A 16,930-nucleotide genomic window follows, 5' to 3' on the forward strand; every position below is an offset into this window, starting at 1 on the left:
GCCTGCTGCAGCGCGGACGTCGAGGCGCCCACCCACGCCGACCACGGAGTCGAAGCGGACCGGAGGGCGTGGCGTGAGAGGGGGTCACGACAGACCCTCCAGTCGCCCCGTGGATGAGGTTGCTCGTCGGCGTACGGGGTCTCGACGACGGCTCGCTGGCGCTCGCCTGCTCGACCACCAGTGCGGCTCGCCTGCTCGACCACCAGTGCGGCTCGCTGGCGCTCGCCTGCTCGACCAGCGGAGGGCGCAGGGTCAGAGGCCGGCGGCGGCGCGGATGTCGGAGCCCAGGGCGTCCAGGCGGGTGGCGGCGGAGATCCGGGCGCCCTCGACGGCGTCGGTCTGGTCGGGGTTGTCGGCGGCGTCCTCGACCGGCACGACGACCTCGAGGTAGCACTTGATCTTCGGCTCGGTGCCGCTGGGGCGGACGACGACGCGGGCGTCGTCGGCGAGGCGGAAGCGCAGGCCGTCGGTGGGCGGGAGGTCCTCGGTGCCCTCGGCGAGGTCGTCGACGCCGACGACGTCGAGGCCACCCAGCGAGGCCGGGGGGTCGGTGCGGAGCCGCTCCATGGCCGCCGAGATCAGCGAGAGGTCCGAGACGCGCACGGAGACCTGGTCGGTGGCGTGCAGGCCGTGCTCGCGGGCGAGGTCGTCGAGCAGGTCGAGCAGGGTGCGACCCTCCGCCTTGAGCGAGGCCGCGAGCTCGCAGAGCAGGACGAGGGCCGAGACGCCGTCCTTGTCCTTCACGTGGTCGGGGTCGCAGCAGTAGCCGAGCGCCTCCTCGTAGCCGAAGGCCAGGTCGGGCACCCGACCGATCCACTTGAAGCCGGTGAGCGTCTCGACGTACGGCTGGTCTGCTGCCGCCGCGATCTTGGACAGCAGCGTGGAGGAGACGATCGTGGTGGCGAAGGTGCCGGTGCGGCCCCGGCGCAGCAGGTGGGTGGCGAGCAGGGCGCCGACCTCGTCGCCCCGCAGCATCCGCCAGCCGGTCGGGGTGGGGACGGCGGCGGCGCAGCGGTCGGCGTCGGGGTCGTTGGCCACGACCAGGTCGGCCCCGCGCTCCTCGGCCAGTGCCAGCGCGAGGTCCATCGCGCCGGCCTCCTCGGGGTTGGGGAAGGCAACGGTCGGGAAGTCCGGGTCGGGGTGCGCCTGCTGCTCCACGACGTACGGCGCAGCGAACCCGGCCCGCTGGAGCACGTCCGCGGCGGGCGACCCGCCGACCCCGTGCAGCGGGGTGTAGACCACGGACAGGTCGCGGGGGCCGTCGGCGACGAGCCCGGCGATGCGGTCGAGGTAGCGGTCGAGGAGGTACTCGCCCAGCACCTGCCAGCCCGACCCGCGGGGGACCGAGGTGAGGTCGCCGACCTCGGCGATGCGGGCGGCGATCTCGGCGTCGGTGGGGGAGACGATCTGGCTGCCGTCGCCCAGGTAGACCTTGTAGCCGTTGTCCTCGGGCGGGTTGTGGCTGGCCGTGACCATGACGCCCGCGACGCACCCGAGCTCGCGCACGGCGTAGGCCAGCACCGGGGTGGGCAGCGGCCGGGGCATCAGCCACACGTCGAGGCCCGCGCCACGCATGACGGCCGCGGTGTCCTCGGCGAAGGTGTCGGAGAGGTGGCGGGCGTCGTACCCGACGACGACCGAGCCGCCGGGCCCGAGGTGGGCGGCCAGGCCGGCCGCGGCGCGCAGGACGACCACGCGGTTCATCCGGTTCGGGCCGGCGCCGAGCGCGCCGCGCAGCCCGGCGGTGCCGAACTCCAAGGTGCCGTCGAAGCGGTCGGCGAGGTCGGCCGGGTCCCCGCCCGCCTCGACCTCGGTCACGATGCGCTCCAGCTCCTGGCGCGTGGTGGCGTCGGGGTCGGCCGCCGCCCAGGCCCGGGCGCGGTCGAGGAGGTCGGACAGCTCGGACTCCGAGAGGGTCGTCATGGACGGGACGGTAGCCGCAGGATGGTGCCCGTGCCGACCTCGACGTACTCCTTCCGCGACCGCTGGCACGTCGACGCCCCGCCCGAGCGGGTCCGCGAGGTGCTGGTCGACGTGGAGCGCTACGTGGAGTGGTGGCCGCAGGTGGTGGCCGTGGGCTACCTCGGCGAGGGGCGTGGCCTGGTGCTGTGCCGCTCCGCGCTGCCCTACACCCTCCAGCTCGTGCTCACCGAGGTGCTCAACCGCCCCGACGTCCTGGAGGTCGGCGTCGACGGCGACCTGGAGGGGACGGTGCGCTTCGAGCTGAGGCCGGAGGGCGAGGGCACCCGGCTGGACTTCGCCCAGGACGTCGTCGTCCCGGGCCTGCTCGGTGCCCTCTCCCGCGTGGCGCGGCCGGTCCTGACGTGGAACCACGACCGGATGATGCGGGGCTGTGTGGAGGGCCTGGCCGCGCGGCTGGCCTGAGGATCAGGCGTCGATGTGGCTCATGTCGCCGTACCGGTCGCCGCGCACGGCGTCACGCGGCACCGCCGCCTCGAGCGACGCCAGGTCCTCCGAGGAGAGGGACACGTCCAGCGAGCCGATGTTCTCCTCGAGGTAGCGCACCCGCTTGGTGCCCGGGATCGGGACGACGTCCTCGCCCTGGGCGAGGACCCAGGCGAGCGCGAGCTGGCCCGGGGTGCAGCCGTGCTGGTCGGCGAGCTGTCGGATCGCGTCGACGAGGCGCAGGTTGTGCTGGAGGTTCTCGCCGTTGAGGCGGGGGAAGTACGCCGACGCACGGCTGTCACCGTCCTCGGCCGACCCGACGTGCATCGCCCCGGTCAGGATGCCGCGGCCGAGCGGGGAGTAGGGCACCAGTCCGATGCCGAGCTCGCGCAGCACCGGGAGGATCTCGTCCTCGAGGTCGCGGGTGAACAGCGAGTACTCCGTCTGCAGAGCGGTGATCGGGTGCACCGCGTGGGCGCGTCGGATGGTCTGGGCGCTGGCCTCGGAGAGCCCGAGGTGACGGACCTTGCCCGCCTCGACGAGCTCGGCCATCGCGCCGACGGTCTCCTCGATCGGGACGGTGGGGTCGACCCGGTGCTGGTAGTACAGGTCGATGTGGTCGGTGCCGAGCCGTCCGAGGGAGGCGTCGCAGGCACGACGCACGTAGTCCGGGCGTCCGTTGATGCCGATCCGGGTGCCGTCCTCGGCCCGCTCGTTGCCGAACTTCGTGGCCAGCTGGACCCGGTCGCGCCGACCGGCCAGCGCCATGCCCACGAGGCGCTCGTTGGTGAAGGGGCCGTACATGTCCGCGGTGTCGAGGAAGCTGACCCCGAGGTCGATGGCGCGATGGATGGTGGCCAGGCCGCCCTGCTCGTCGGGTGAGCCGTAGAACTCCGACATGCCCATGCAGCCCAGGCCGAGCGCGGAGACGGTGAGGGGCGAGGCGGTGCCGAGGGTGCGGGTGCTGATCGTGGTGCCCATCGCCTCAGTGTGGAGGCTGGAGCGTGCTCCAGGTCAAGCGCGTCGCCAGCGGGGGAGGTCACGGCCCAGCTCCTCGAACAGCGCCTGGTTGAGCCCGAAGGCGACCTTGACCTCGGCCACGACCCGGTCGGTCTCCTCGGGTGAGGTGCCGAGGGCGTCGAGGCGGGCGCGGTAGGCGTCCTTGTAGGGCTTGGGCTTGCCGATGGCTGCGAAGTCGTAGAACGCGATGCCGCGGCCGTCGAGGTCGAAGGCGCGGTCGAGGATCCGCCCGATGGCCTGGCCGCCGGACAGGTCGCCGAGGTAGCGGGTGTAGTGGTGGGCGGCGAACAGCCCGCCCCAGGCCGCGGACGCGTGCAGGCGTGCGGCGTACGCCTCGGCGGCGGGGGAGTCGACCTGCCGGGGGCCGGTGGGGTCCCAGTGGTCGAGGTCGGCGTCGATGGCGGCGAGGCGCTCGAGGTCCACGTCGTGCACCGCGGCCACGAACGGGTCGTCGAGGTGCTGGCGGCCGACGGTCTCCATCGCGGCGTACACCGTGCGCAGGCGCAGCAGGTAGGCCGTGTAGCCCGCCGGAGAGATCCTCCCGTCGAGCAGCTCGCTCATGAACGAGGAGCCCTCGGCGGCCTCGTGCTCGGTGCGGGAGCCCTCGCGCATGGCGGCGGAGAGGGCGAGCAGCGTGGTGGTCATGGGGTCCTCGGGAGGTGGGGGCGAGCGGGACGTGGAGTTCTCGACACAGTGTCGAGAACTAGTCGACACTGTGTCAACATACGCCTGGACAGGTAAGGCTTGCCTTGCTTGGATGATGTTAGCCTCACCTAACTTCGCGTGGCCAGACCACGCCCGGATCGAGAGACGGTTCCCATGCGCTCCCCCCTGCCCACGGCCCTGGCCGTCGTGTGCGCCTGCCTGCTCAGCAGCTGTGCCCCCAGCGTGGGCGACGCCGTGCCCGCCCGCGAGCAGGAGTCCACGACGGCTGTCGCTCCTCCGCTGGCCGAGGTGGGCGCCGACGTGCTCGAGGACCCGCGGGCGTGGGAGGGGGCCACGACGGCGCGTGCTCCGGAGCGGGCTGTCGATCCCGTCGACGGGCCGGGGCCGGCGCTGCCCGTCACGGTCGAGGACGCACAGGGCACGCAGGTCACCGTCACCGACGTGAGCCGCGTCCTCGCCCTCGACGTGCACGGCACCCTCTCGCGCACCGTCCACGAGCTCGGCCTGGGCGAGCGGATGGTCGGGCGGGACATCTCGACGCAGTTCGCGGAGGCCGCGGACCTGCCCCTGGTGACCCAGAACGGCCACGACCTCAACGCCGAGGCGATCCTCGCGCTCGATCCCACGCTCATCCTCACCGACACCTCGCTGGGCCCCTGGGACGTCGTGCTGCAGATGCGGGACGCCGGCATCCCGGTCGTCGTCACCGACTCCCACCGCGGCCTGGACAACCTCTCCACGCTGACGATGCAGGTCGCCGAGGCGCTCGGTGTCCCGGCGCGGGGCCGTGCCCTCGCGGAGCGGATCGAGGCCGAGGTCGCCGAGGTCACCGAGCAGATCGCCGCCGTCGCCCCCGCGGTGCCGACACAGCGGCTGCGCACGGTCTTCCTCTACGTCCGCGGCCAGTCCGGCGTCTACTACCTCTTCGGCGAGGGCAGCGGCGCCGACTCCCTGATCGACGCCGTCGGGCTCTACGACGTCGCCGAGGAGATCGGGTGGGACGGCATGAAGCCGGTGACCGACGAGGGCATCGTGGCCGCCCAGCCCGAGCTGGTGCTGATGATGACCGCCGGGCTGGAGTCCGCCGGGGGCGTCGAGGGCCTGCTCGAGCGGCTGCCGGCCCTCGCGAGCACCCCGGCCGGCCAGCACCGGCGCTTCGTCGACATGGCCGACGCCGACATCCTCGGCTTCGGCCCCACCACGGCAGCCACGCTCGACGCGCTGGCCGTCGCGGTCCACGCCCCGGGCGCGGTCTCGTGACCGCCGTCCCCGTGTCGGCCGCCCACCGGCGTACGTCGGTGCGCCGGGTGGGCCTGCTCGGCGCCCTCTCCGCGGCGCTGCTCGTCGCCGTGGTGCTGGCCGCGGGTCGCGGGCAGCTCGACGTGGCCCCGGCCGAGGTCGTCGGCTCCCTGCTGCACCGGCTCGGGCTCGACGCCGGGCCGATGCCCGCGCACCCCCAGGGCGACGTGACCCTGTGGACGGTCCGTTTCCCCCGGGTCGTGATGGCGGCCGTCGCCGGTGCCGCCCTGGCCACGGCGGGGGCGTTGATGCAGGGGATCTTCGGCAACCCGCTGGCCGAGCCCGGCGTGGTCGGCGTCTCGGCGGGTGCCGCCCTGGCCGCGGCGACCGTCATCGTGTTCGACCTGACCGTGGCCGGCAGCTGGACCATCGCGCTGTTCGCGTTCCTGGGCGGCCTCGTGACCACGGTCGCGGTCTACCTGCTCTCCCGCGACGGCGGACGCACCGAGGTGGTCACCCTGGTCCTCACCGGCATCGCCATCAACGCGGTGGCGAGCGCCGGCCTGGCGTTCCTGCTGTTCCTGGGGGACCAGCAGGCCCGGGAGGAGATCGTCTTCTGGCAGCTCGGAAGCCTCAACGGCTCGCGCTGGGAGCAGGTCTGGGTGGCCGCGCCCCTGATGGTGGTGGGGCTGGTGGTCGCGATGCTGATGTCGCGACGCCTGGACCTCCTGGCGCTGGGCGACCGCGCGGCGCGACACGTCGGCGTGGACGTCGAGCGGTTGCGCATGGGCGCCATAGTCGTGGTGGCGCTGCTGACAGCCGCGGCCGTCGCGTTCTGCGGGATCATCGCCTTCGTCGGGCTGGTCGTGCCCCACCTGGTGCGGCTGCTGTCCGGCCCCGGGCACCGGCTGCTGGTGCCCGCCAGCGCCCTCGGCGGCGCGCTGCTGCTGGTCGTCGCCGACCTCGGCGCGCGCACCCTCGTGGCCTACGCCGACCTCCCGATCGGCATGCTGACCAGCCTGGTGGGCGGCCCGTTCTTCTTCTGGCTGATCCGTCGCGCCCGGCGTACCTCGGGGGCGTGGGCATGATCGGCACCCGGCTCAGCGCCGCCGGCGTCTCGGTGCGCCTCGGCGGCACGACGGTCCTGGACGCCGTCGACCTCGAGGTCCACGGCGGTGAGCTGGTGGCGCTCGTCGGGCCCAACGGTGCCGGCAAGTCCACGCTGCTGGCCGCCCTCGCGGGCGACCTCGACCTCGCCGCCGGGACGGTCCGGCTCGGGGAGCGCGAGGTGCGGTCGATGCGACCGCTCGACCTGGCCCGGCGACGGGCCGTGCTCCCGCAGCAGGGGCGCCTGGCCTTCGGGTTCCTCGTGCGCGAGGTCGTGGCGATGGGGCGTGCCCCGTGGGCGCGCACGGACCACGAGGACGACGACGAGCGTCTCGTCGACGAGGCGCTGCAGCGCGCGGACGTCCTCCACCTGACCGAGCGCAGCTACCCCACGCTCTCCGGTGGGGAGCGCGCCCGCACCGACCTGGCCCGCGTGCTGGCGCAGGACACCGCGGTGGTGCTGCTCGACGAGCCCACCGCCGCCCTCGACATCCGGCACCAGGAGGCCGTGCTGTCGGTGGCCCGCGACCTCACGCGCGCCGGTCGCGCCGTGGTGGTCGTGCTGCACGACCTGAGCCTGGCGGCGGCGTACGCCGACCGGATCTGCGTGCTCGCCCGCGGCGCGGTCCGCGCCGACGGGGCCCCCCACGAGGTGCTCACCGCCGAGCTGCTCGGCGAGGTCTACGACCACCCGGTGCGGGTGGTCGACGTCGACGGCGCACTCGTGGTGATCCCCGTCCGGGAGGAGGCGACGTGCGACGCGCTGCTGTCCTGATCCTGCTGCTCGCCGGGCTCGTCCTCCCGGTCACGGTGACCGCCCCCGCGCACGCGCAGGGACGCGTCACCGTCACCGGTCCCGACGGGGGCGCGGTCGTGGACCCGACGTACGCCACCACGCTCACGGTGCGCGGCAGCGGGTTCCAGGCCGTGCAGGGCGGGCACGGCGGCGTCTACGTCTTCTTCGGCCACGTCCGCGACGGCTGGCGGCCCAGCCAGGGCGGGCGCACCGGCGAGGACTACTTCTACGTCCCCGACAGCGAGTCGCGCGACAACCAGGGCTTCCAGCAGTTCGTCTCCTTCCCTGGATCGGACACCTCCTCCTCCGCGCAGGGGACGATGAGCCGGGCCGGCGCCTGGTCGGTCACGCTGACCGTCCCCGGGGCGGTCTTCGAGGCATTCGACCGCAGCGGGGGGTCGCGCAGCATCGACTGCCGCGAGGTCACCTGCGGCGTGATCACCGTCGGTGCGCACGGCGTCAGCAACGCCACCAACGAGACCTTCACCCCCGTCCGTGTCGAGGAGCTGTACGACGCCGACGAACCCACCGCCGCGGGCGAGCCGACCACCGTGGCCGGTGCCGAACTCACGGAGCCACCGACCGAGGAGGGCGAGGAGTCCGCGGGGCGACGCACCCGCTCGATGGCGGCCGCCCTCGAGGTCGACCGGGAGTCCGCGGTGGCCGGGCACGTCCTGCCGTTCTCGGCGGTGGGCCTGACCGCGGGCCGGCAGTACTCCCTGGTCCTCGACGACGGAGTCGCGGGAGCCGGCCCCTTCGTCGCGAGCGCTGACGGCTCGCTCACCGGCGTGCTGACCCTCCCCGTCGACCTCGGCCCGGGCACGCACGTGCTGCGCCTGTGGGCGGGTGGGGGAGAGGAGGCCCCGGAGGTCTCCTTCGCCGTCCAGCCGGCCGCTGCCGCCGTGGTCGACCCGGTCGAGCCGGTCGCCGGGGACGGCCGAGACCCGGGCGCGGTCCTGCTCGTGGTGGCCGGGGCGCTGCTGCTCGGCCTGGCTCTGCTCCGCCTCGCCCTGCTCGTGCGCGGGAGGCGGGCATGAGCCGCCGTCTCCTCGCCGCGCTGCTGGTGGCCGTCGGTGCCGCCGGCGTCGCCCTGCCGGCCGCGGCCGCCCAGGACCAGCCCGGCGACGCCGACTCACCCACCACCACCGCGCTCGAGGACGTCACCCTGCGCTGGGGCCTCAACGACGAGTCGAGCAACCGCGCCTTCGCCCCCGACACCTACAACTTCTTCTCCGCCGGTCGCATCCCCGACCCGGGGCGGGGCGGGACCACGATCGACCGGGCCGACTGGAGCAGCCGCGACGGCGCGGTGCAGGTCGAGAAGTGGGACGGCACCGCCTGGCGTCGCGCGACCTGGGCCGGCCTGCGCACCACCAGTGCCGGCGACCCGCTCGGCTCCCCGACGGCCGGCACCTTCAGCAACCACACCGTCACCATCTCGGGTGGCGACGGTGTGGTCGACACCGTCGCCGGCACCGCCACCATCGCCTGGGAGGGCGAGGTCACGGTCCTCTACTACTCCGGCATGAGCTTCTTCCACCTCGCCGACCCGGTGCTCGAGGTCGCCGACGGGGTCGGGGTGCTCACCGCCGAGGTGTCGGGCTACGCCTCCTCCCAGGAGGACCCGGACGTGTGGGAGCCGGTCGACCCGGAGCGGGTCACGGTCGCGGACCTGCCCGACGTGGAGGTCGACGCGCTCGCCGACGGCAGCCTCGACACCGGGCTCAGCTGGCGACCGGCGTACCTCGGGGTGCGGGTGAGCGGCGTCCCGCAGCAGCGCGACGGCGAGCACGCCGGCTCCTTCCCGCAGTCCTTCGTCGACGCGATGGACCGGCTCGGCACGGCCGCGTTCTGGTACTCCAGCGGCGGTTCCACCGACGCCTTCAAGGTCGCCGCGCCGCTGACCCTCTCGACGGGCGCGGACGGCGCGGTGGGTCCGACGCCCAACGCCCCCACCAGCCCGAGCGCCACCGCCACGCCGGCCCCGCCGACCGTCCTCCCGCCCCCGGCGACGGTGACCGCCACGGTCACCGCCCCGGCCGCGTCGCCCTCCGCCCCGCCTCCCGCCCCCGCGGCACCCACGCCGGTCGTCGGGCCCTCGGCGACCTCGGTCGCCCCGGTCACGACCGTGACCACCCAGACCCGTCTGCTGGCCGCCCCGGCCGCGGCGACCCCACGTGACCGTCCCGACCCGCTGTGGTGGGTCGGGGGCAGCCTGCTGCTGCTCTCGGTCGCGGTCCTGCTCGTCCCCGTCAAGAAGAGGAACATGCCATGAACCGCGCCACCGCCCTCGGTGTCAGCCTGGCCACGGCCCTGGTCCCGACGCTCGCGGCCTCCGCCGCCGTCGTCGGGCTGGCCGCCCCGGCCCACGCCGATGCCGCCGCGCCCGTCCTGAGCTGGGAGATCTCGCCCCGCTTCGACGACCACCTGTCCACCCACACGCTGTCCGACGGCGCGAGCGAGGACGAGGACGGCGTCGTGTCGTTCCCCCTCGTCGCCGCCGACCTGGACCCGGCGACCGGGGCGGGCACCCTGACCTACGACGGCTCGGTCAAGGGGGCCTTCGCGATGATGGGCACGGAGTACTACTCCGTCACCCTCGCCGACCCCGTCGTCTCGGTCACCGAGGACGGCAGCGGGTCGCTGAGCGCCGTCGTCTCCGCTGCCAATGCCGCCACGCAGCAGGGGGCAGCCGCGACGACCGACCCCGCGCGCGTGGTGGTCACGACGTTCAGCGACTCCGCCTGGACGCCGACCAGCGGCCTGTCCACGCTGCAGTCGACGCCGGACTGGGCCCGGGTCCTGCCCACCGGCAGCCCGGCCGCCCTGGCCCTGGGTCTCTCCGACACCCAGCCGGTCGACGGCCAGTCGTTCGCGCCGGAGTTCCTGGCCCAGCTCACACCCGGCGTGCGCGCCCACTTCTACGCCTCCGGGTCCGGCTCCGACGCCACCAAGCAGCCGTCGGCGTTCGCGGCCGAGGCCGCCGGACCGCAGGTCGCGGTGCGCACCACCTCCGCCACGTCGGACGCGCTCGTGCTCGACGTCGACGGCTCCGGCTTCACCGGTGTGACCAACCCCGGTGACGACGGCGTGTACGTCGGCCTCGCCCCGGCCGGTGGCCTGCCGGACACCGACTCCCAGCAGGACCAGGACGCCTTCGCGGCCGCCGCCTGGGTGCCGGCCGCACAGATGACCGACGGCACCATCGACGTCACCCTGACTGCCGAACCCGCCGACCTGGACGCCGAGCGTGACTACAGCGTCTACACCTGGCAGGCGCACGGTCACTCCAACACCAGCCAGGACACCGAGACCGCGGTCGCGATCGACTGGGCGGCGCTCGGGCTCGCCGACGTCGCCTCGACGACCACGGTGAAGGTGAAGAAGAAGCCCACGACGAAGCGCCGTGGCGTGCTCCTCGCCAAGGTCACCGGTGAGGCGGGCAAGGCCTCCGGCAAGGCCGTCGTGACCGCGAAGAAGGGCGGGAAGACCAAGAAGGTGACCAAGGCCGTCACCCGTGGCAAGGCCCGCGTCACGCTCCCCACGCTGTCGCGTGGGAAGTGGAAGGTCGTGGTGGTCTTCAAGCCGTCCGACACCTACGCGCGGTCGACCGACCGGCTGACCCTCAGGGTGCGCTGAGCCGTGCGCAGGATGCTCGCGGGCCTGGTGGTCTGCTGCCTCGGCACGCTGCCCGTCGGGCTCGCGGGCGTCCTGGCGGCGCCCGCCGCCGCCGATGAGACCAACCACGACAGCACCGCGGCAGCCCCGGTGCTGCGCTGGGAGGTGTCCCAGCAGTTCGACGACCACCTCAGCAGCCACGCGCTCGGCGGGGGCGCGACCGAGGACTCCGACGGTGTGGTCACCTTCCCCGGGGGGACCGGCACCTACGACCCCTCGACCGGCGTCGCCGAGGTGGCCTACCAGGGCTCCGTGCGGGGTGCCTTCCAGCTGGGCCAGGAGTTCTACCACGTCCGCATCGCCGAGCCGGTGCTGCAGGTCGACGGCTCCGGGCGGGGGGAGATGACGGCTCTCGTCTCGGCCGCCAACATCGCGGCCCAGGGGGAGGAGGCGCAGGAGACCCAGCCCGCACGGGTCGTGATGTTCGGCTTCGACGTCGGCGCCTCCGACTGGGCGCCCAACGGTGCGCTCGCCTCGCTGTCGGCGACCCCCGACTGGGCGGGTGTCGTCGAGCCGGGCAGCGAGGACGCCGCCGAGCTGGGGATGGACGAGGGCACCCCGATCGACGGCCGCGCCTGGGCCGTCCCCTTCCTGCACCAGGTCACGTCGGGGGTCCGCGCCCACTTCTACGCCACCGGCTCCGGCTCGGACGACAAGAAGCGCCCGGCGGCGTTCGTCGCCCAGGCCACCCCCACCGACGTCGTGCCGGAGCCCGAGCCCCCGGCACCGCTGACCCTGGACTGGGCGGTCTCCTCGGAGTTCACCGACGTCTTCGACCGCAGCCTCACCGGTGGCGCGACGGAGACCGACGGGGTCATCACCTTCCCCGACGGCCGCGGCAGCCACGACGAGGCCACCGGCGTCACCACGGTGTCGTACGCCGGCTCGGTCACCGGATCGGTGCCCGACCCGTTCCTCGGGATCTCGACGCGGTACTCCCTCACCCTGGCCGACCCGCGGCTGCAGGTGGACGGGACCGGCGCGGGGCAGGTCACGGCCGTGGTGTCCGGGGAGACGCCCAGCCCGCTGTCGCCCGTGCTGCCCATCCTGCCCGGCACGAGCACGACGCCGACCCGGGTGGTCGTCGCGACGTTCTCGGTGACCGCGGAGGACTGGTCGGCCTCCGACGGGGTCGCCACCCTCGCGACCACCCCTGACTGGGCCACTGTGGGCAGGAGCTTCCCGGCGGCCTTCCTCGACCAGGTGACCGCGGAGTCGCGCGACCACTTCCGGGCCACGAGCGAGGACGCGGCCCAGGACGCCAAGGCGCCCGCGCCGCTCACCGCCAGGGCCGTGCACGTCCCGGCACCCGAGCCGGAGCCGGAGCCGGGGCCCGAGCCGGAGGCGTGCGAGCCTGCCCCGGCCTCGCCGTCGGTCTCGGTCTCCCGCCTCGACACCACCAGCGGCGACACCTTCCGGGTCCTCGGCACCGGGTTCCGCGCGGAGAGCTGCCCCGGCGACAGCGGCGTCTACGTCGGCATCGCCGAGGGCGACGTGCTGCCGGACGTGGCCGAGCGGGAGAACACCGAGCAGTTCCTGGCCGTCGACTGGGTGAGGCCCGGACGGATCGTCGACGGGGCGTTCACCAGCACCCTGTCCCTGCCCGACGGGGCCCCGGAGGGCACGGCCTCCGTCTTCACCTGGCAGGCGCACACGCACTCCAACACCAGTCAGGACACCGTCACCGCGCTGCCCCGTGCGGCTGCGGAGCCCGCCCCGACCACCACCACGCTGCGGGTGCTCAAGAAGCCGCGCGCCGGCGAGCGTGGTGCGGTGCGGGTCCTCGTCACCGCGAACGGCGCGCCGGCCTCGGGGCGGGTGGCGCTGAAGGTGCGCCAGTCCGGTCGGGTCGAGACCCATCGGGCCACGCTGCGCTCCGGCGGCAGGGTCAAGCTGCGGCTCCACCGGGCGAGCGAGGGCAGGCTCGTGGCCATCGCCACCTACGAGGGCGACGAGGACCACGACCGGTCCGAGGACCGGGTCCGCTTCAAGGTGCGCTGATCAGGGTGCGCTGACCGCCCGCAGCACGAACCTCGCCACGCTCTCCGGAGCCAGTCCCCGGGGAGCGAGGCAGGCGTGGACCAGCGCGACCGTCGCGTCGAGGTCCTCGACGGTGAAGACCCCGGCGCGCTCGCCGTCGGTCAGCACCTCGCGCAGCACCTTCTCGACCGCCACGACGTGCTCCCGGATGGCTTCGCGCGACTCGGGCGGGAGCACGCCGTACAACCGGGGACCCAGGCCGAGGTGGAACTCCTCGCCGGAGGCCAGGTGGTGGTGCACGTAGGCCCGCAGCCGCGCGGCCGGTTCGGAGGCCTGCGCCAGGACCTCCTCCAGGCGCGCGAGGTAGCGCGAGGTCTCGTGGCCGGCGAAGGCCACGACCACGGACTCCTTGTCGGGGAAGTGGTGGTAGATCGTGGTGCGCCCGACCTCCGCGCCGGCCGCGATCTGGGCCATCGTGATGGCGTCGAAGCTGCGCTCGGCGAGGAGCTCGGCGAAGGCCGTGAAGACGCGGTGGTGGATCTGCGCGCGGTGCTCGGCGAGCGAACCGCCGGTGATCCTGGGCACGGGCCCGAGGCTACGGCAGGTCGGCGCGCAGCATGCCGGCCGCCATCGAGACCAGGTTGCGCACGAAGGTCTCGCTGTCCAGGCCCAGCCGCTGGGTCGACCCGCGCTCCTCGGCCCGCGCGCGGTCCCCGATGGCGCGCAGCACGAACGAGGTCAGCAGCGCCAGCCGCTCGGCCCGGACCTCCTCGGGCATCGGGGGCATCCGGGCGGTGATGAGCTCGTAGACGGGCACGCCGCCGGTGCGCTCGAGCGCGGTCCGTACGTCGGGGTCCTTGTCGTGCTGCTCGTCGGCGATGAGGTCGGCGACGATCACCAGGTAGCACCGGCCGCTCCAGCCGGTCTCGGACAGCTCGGTGGCCGGGCGCACCAGCGCCTCGAGCGCGGCCGGGAGGTCGTCGTCGGGCCGCTCGAGGGCGGCCTGGTGCAGCCGGTGCTCACGCTCGGACAGGAAGTCGGCGTGCTGCTCCAGCACGGCGGCGAGCAGGCCCTCGCGGGAGCCGAAGTGGTAGTGGACCGCCCCCCGGTTGCGCTGCCCGGCCTGACGGGTGATGTCGAGCAGGGAGGCGTTGGTGACGCCGTGCTCGGCGAAGGCCCGCGTGGCGGCGACGAGGAGCCGCTGGCGGGTCTCGGCGCCGCTGGCGGCGGGGCCGCCGCTGGGAGTCTCCCCGGGGGAGGGTGCGGTCATGGTGGGCTCCTGTCAGATCCGGGGGACGACGCGGCTGAGGAGGTCGCCCATGCGCGAGGCGGCCGCGCGACCGGCCTCGATCACCTCGGAGTGGTCCAGCGGCTGGTCGCTGATGCCGGCGGCGAGGTTGGTGACCAGGCTGATGCCCAGCACCTCCATGCCGGCCTCGCGGGCAGCGATGGCCTCCAGCGTGGTGCTCATCCCGACCAGGTGGCCTCCCAGCACGCCGGCCATCCGCACCTCGGCGGGGGTCTCGTAGTGCGGGCCCGGGAACTGCACGTAGACGCCCTCGTCGAGGGAGGGCTCGACCTCGCGGCACATCGCCCGCAGCCGCGCGGAGTAGAGGTCGGTGAGGTCGACGAACCGGGCGCCGACGATCGGCGAGCGACCGGTCAGGTTGATGTGGTCGCTGATCAGGACCGGCGTGCCGGGGGTCCAGGACTCCTTGAGCCCACCGCAGCCGTTGGTCAGCACGATCGCGCGGCAGCCGGCCGCGGCAGCGGTGCGCACGCCGTGCACGACAGCCTCCACACCCTTGCCCTCGTAGTAGTGGGTGCGGGAGAGGAAGACCAGCAGCTGGCGGTCCCCGGCCCGTACCGAGCGGATCTTCCCGCTGTGCCCGGCCACCGCCGCGGCGGAGAAGCCGGGCAGGTCGGTGGTGTCGATCTCGGCGGTCGCCTCGCCCAGGGCGTCCACGGCCGGCAGCCAGCCCGAGCCCAGGACCAGCGCGACGTCGTGCCGCTCGACCCCGGTCAGCTCCGCCAGACGGGCGGCGGCGTCGTCGGCGCGGGTGTAGGGCGTCGGCTCGTCAGTCACGAGCGGTGAGGATACGCCCCCCGCGAGCCGCTCACAGCCCGGTCGAGCGACAGGGCCGCCGACGCAGGGCCGCGACGTAGTCGTCGGGGGCCGAGGCCGCCTCGGCGGCGTCGGCCAGCACCCCGAGGTAGGACGCGGAGGGCAGCCCGCCCTCGTAGGCGTCGAGCACGTAGGTCCACGCGACCTGCTCACCGGTCATCGTCGAGACCCGCACCTTGGTCTTGCGGTAGAGACCGGAGTCGGCGGACTCCCAGCCGTCCAGGGCGACCTCGTCCTCCTTCGTGACGTCGTAGACCGCGACGTACACCCGCTCGAAGGAGTCCTGGACGATCGTCGACAGGGCGCCGTCCCAGCCGTGCTCCTCGCCGCCGAAGGTCAGCCTCCAGCCCTCCAGCCACCCGGTCGTGTTCAACGGGGAGTGCGGGCAGCGCTCACCCATCCGGGCGGGATCGAGGTTGGTCCCGTAGGCGGCGTAGAGCGTCACGACACCGAAGGCTAACGTCACGGCCCGCCGCATTAGGGTGGACCTCGTGACGACCCACTTCGATGTCCTCGTTCTCGGTGCAGGCCCCGGCGGCTACGTGGCTGCCATCCGCGCGGCGCAGCTCGGCAAGACCGTCGCCGTCGTGGAGGAGAAGTACTGGGGCGGCGTGTGCCTCAACGTCGGCTGCATCCCCTCCAAGGCGCTGCTGAAGAACGCCGAGCTCGCCCACGTGCTCACCCACGACAAGGCCAAGTACGGCATCGAGGGCGACGCCACGATGTCCTTCGGCCCCACGCACGCGCGCAGCCGCAAGGTCAGCGAGGGGATCGTCAAGGGCGTCCACTTCTTGATGAAGAAGAACAAGATCACCGAGATCGACGGCTGGGGCACCCTGACGGGCCCGACCTCGCTCGAGGTGAAGGGCAAGGACGGGTCGACCACGTCCTACACCTGCGACGACCTGATCATCGCCACCGGCGCGAAGGTGCGGATGCTCCCCGGCATGGAGCGCAGCGAGAACGTCGTGACCTACGAGGAGCAGATCCTCGACGAGAACCTGCCCTCCTCGATCATCATCGGCGGCTCCGGCGCGATCGGCGTCGAGTTCGCCTACGTGATGAAGAACTTCGGCGTCGACGTCACCATCGTGGAGTTCCTCGACCGGATGGTCCCCACCGAGGACGCCGACGTGTCCAAGGAGCTGGCCAAGCACTACAAGAAGCTCGGCGTGAAGGTCATGACCTCCACCAAGGTGGAGAACGTCGAGGACACCGGCTCCGGCGTGAAGGTCACCGTCAGCCCCGCCGACGGTGGTGACTCGCAGGTGCTGGAGGCCGACAAGTTCCTCGCCGCCTTCGGCTTCGCGCCCCGCCTGGACGGCTACGGCCTCGAGGCCGCCGGCGTCGCGGTCTCCGAGCGCGGTGCCATCGAGATCGACGACTTCTGCCGTACCAACGTCGAGCACGTCTACGCCATCGGCGACGTCACCGGGAAGCTCATGCTGGCCCACGTGGCCGAGGCCATGGGCATCGTGGCCGCCGAGACGCTCGCCGGCGCCGAGACGATGCCGGTCGAGTACGACTTCGTCCCGCGTGCGACCTACTGCCAGCCGCAGATCGGCTCCTTCGGCTACTCCGAGTCGCAGGCCAAGGAGAAGGGGTACGACGTCAAGACCGCGACCTTCCCCTTCTCGGCCAACGGCAAGGCCCAGGGCCTCGGCGAGGCGATCGGGTTCGTGAAGGTCATCGCCGACGCCGAGCACAACGAGATCCTCGGCGCCGCCATGATCGGCCCCGACGTCACCGAGCAGCTGCCGGTGCTGACGCTGGCGCAGAAGTGGGACCTGACCGCCGACGAGGTCGCCCGCAACGTCTTCGCGCACCCGACGCTCTCGGAGGCCGTGAAGGAAGCCGTGCACGGCATCACCGGCCACATGATCAACTTCTGAACCGACTCTTCGAGGGAGCCG

At 73.5% G+C, this 16,930-nt stretch carries 16 protein-coding genes; 9 read left to right on the forward strand and 7 right to left on the reverse strand.

Features of this window, described 5'->3' with window-relative positions; all coding sequences use genetic code 11:
• Positions 1-252: 252 nt before the first annotated feature.
• On the reverse strand, positions 253-1,923 hold the full coding sequence (locus BKA05_RS03685) for a phospho-sugar mutase (RefSeq protein WP_179530222.1): 1,671 nt from the start codon (positions 1,921-1,923) through the stop codon (positions 253-255).
• A 30-nt stretch (positions 1,924-1,953) separates the two neighbouring features.
• Here BKA05_RS03685 and BKA05_RS03690 point away from each other — a divergent pair, with 30 nt between their 5' ends.
• Positions 1,954-2,385: an SRPBCC family protein gene (locus BKA05_RS03690; protein ID WP_415836784.1), complete on the forward strand. Its 432-nt coding sequence runs from the start codon at positions 1,954-1,956 to the stop codon at positions 2,383-2,385.
• 3 nt (positions 2,386-2,388) lie between these two features.
• Here the strand turns inward: BKA05_RS03690 and BKA05_RS03695 are convergent, their stop codons facing one another.
• Together BKA05_RS03695 and BKA05_RS03700 are read right to left on the reverse strand one after the other, a co-directional pair.
• Entirely contained in the window at positions 2,389-3,387 is a 999-nt protein-coding gene (locus tag BKA05_RS03695; protein ID WP_179530224.1) for an aldo/keto reductase, read from the reverse strand.
• A 33-nt stretch (positions 3,388-3,420) separates the two neighbouring features.
• Positions 3,421-4,071, reverse strand: a complete 651-nt coding sequence (locus tag BKA05_RS03700) for a biliverdin-producing heme oxygenase (protein ID WP_179530225.1) — start codon at positions 4,069-4,071, stop codon at positions 3,421-3,423.
• A 174-nt stretch (positions 4,072-4,245) separates the two neighbouring features.
• On the opposite strand from BKA05_RS03700, the gene BKA05_RS03705 reads away from it, so the two are divergent.
• Genes BKA05_RS03705 through BKA05_RS03735 form a run of 7 tightly spaced genes read left to right on the forward strand, consistent with a single transcriptional unit; the run spans position 4,246 to position 12,913 of the window.
• Positions 4,246-5,352, forward strand: coding sequence for a heme/hemin ABC transporter substrate-binding protein (locus tag BKA05_RS03705; protein WP_179530226.1), 1,107 nt, complete (start codon positions 4,246-4,248; stop codon positions 5,350-5,352).
• Positions 5,349-6,419 (forward strand): iron chelate uptake ABC transporter family permease subunit, encoded by a 1,071-nt coding sequence (locus tag BKA05_RS03710; RefSeq protein WP_179530227.1) that lies wholly within the window; start codon positions 5,349-5,351, stop codon positions 6,417-6,419. The genes BKA05_RS03705 and BKA05_RS03710 overlap by 4 nt, the downstream gene beginning before the upstream one ends.
• Positions 6,416-7,213, forward strand: a complete 798-nt coding sequence (locus BKA05_RS03715) for a heme ABC transporter ATP-binding protein (RefSeq protein WP_179530228.1) — start codon at positions 6,416-6,418, stop codon at positions 7,211-7,213. The genes BKA05_RS03710 and BKA05_RS03715 overlap by 4 nt, the downstream gene beginning before the upstream one ends.
• The gene (locus BKA05_RS03720; RefSeq protein WP_179530229.1) at positions 7,192-8,271 is read left to right on the forward strand and encodes a hypothetical protein; all 1,080 of its coding nucleotides are present in this window, start codon (positions 7,192-7,194) and stop codon (positions 8,269-8,271) included. Before BKA05_RS03715 ends, BKA05_RS03720 begins: the two co-directional genes overlap by 22 nt.
• Complete coding sequence (locus BKA05_RS03725) at positions 8,268-9,509, forward strand: hypothetical protein (RefSeq protein ID WP_179530230.1); 1,242 nt, start codon at positions 8,268-8,270, stop codon at positions 9,507-9,509. Before BKA05_RS03720 ends, BKA05_RS03725 begins: the two co-directional genes overlap by 4 nt.
• Entirely contained in the window at positions 9,506-10,873 is a 1,368-nt protein-coding gene (locus tag BKA05_RS03730; protein WP_179530231.1) for an HtaA domain-containing protein, read from the forward strand. Before BKA05_RS03725 ends, BKA05_RS03730 begins: the two co-directional genes overlap by 4 nt.
• A gap of 12 nt (positions 10,874-10,885) precedes the next feature.
• Positions 10,886-12,913, forward strand: coding sequence for an HtaA domain-containing protein (locus tag BKA05_RS03735; RefSeq protein ID WP_246289948.1), 2,028 nt, complete (start codon positions 10,886-10,888; stop codon positions 12,911-12,913).
• On the opposite strand, the gene BKA05_RS20190 is transcribed toward BKA05_RS03735, so the two are convergent.
• Genes BKA05_RS20190 through BKA05_RS03755 form a run of 4 tightly spaced genes read right to left on the reverse strand, consistent with a single transcriptional unit; the run spans position 12,914 to position 15,462 of the window.
• Positions 12,914-13,477, reverse strand: a complete 564-nt coding sequence (locus BKA05_RS20190) for a TetR family transcriptional regulator (protein WP_179530233.1) — start codon at positions 13,475-13,477, stop codon at positions 12,914-12,916.
• A gap of 10 nt (positions 13,478-13,487) precedes the next feature.
• A complete protein-coding gene (locus BKA05_RS03745) occupies positions 13,488-14,162 on the reverse strand; it encodes a TetR family transcriptional regulator (protein WP_179530234.1) in 675 nt (224 codons plus the stop codon).
• A gap of 12 nt (positions 14,163-14,174) precedes the next feature.
• A complete protein-coding gene (locus BKA05_RS03750; protein WP_179530235.1) occupies positions 14,175-14,978 on the reverse strand; it encodes a purine-nucleoside phosphorylase in 804 nt (267 codons plus the stop codon).
• 31 nt (positions 14,979-15,009) lie between these two features.
• Positions 15,010-15,462 carry a gamma-glutamylcyclotransferase gene (locus tag BKA05_RS03755; protein ID WP_179530236.1) on the reverse strand — a complete coding sequence of 151 codons (453 nt, stop codon included), beginning with the start codon at positions 15,460-15,462 and terminating at the stop codon, positions 15,010-15,012.
• Positions 15,463-15,508: 46 nt separating this feature from the next.
• On the opposite strand from BKA05_RS03755, the gene lpdA reads away from it, so the two are divergent.
• On the forward strand, positions 15,509-16,909 hold the full coding sequence (gene lpdA, locus BKA05_RS03760) for a dihydrolipoyl dehydrogenase (RefSeq protein WP_179530237.1): 1,401 nt from the start codon (positions 15,509-15,511) through the stop codon (positions 16,907-16,909).
• The last annotated feature ends 21 nt before the right edge of the window (positions 16,910-16,930 follow it).

It is taken from the genome of Nocardioides marinus, assembly GCF_013408145.1.
In the GTDB taxonomy this organism is placed as follows: Bacteria; Actinomycetota; Actinomycetes; order Propionibacteriales; family Nocardioidaceae; genus Nocardioides; species Nocardioides marinus.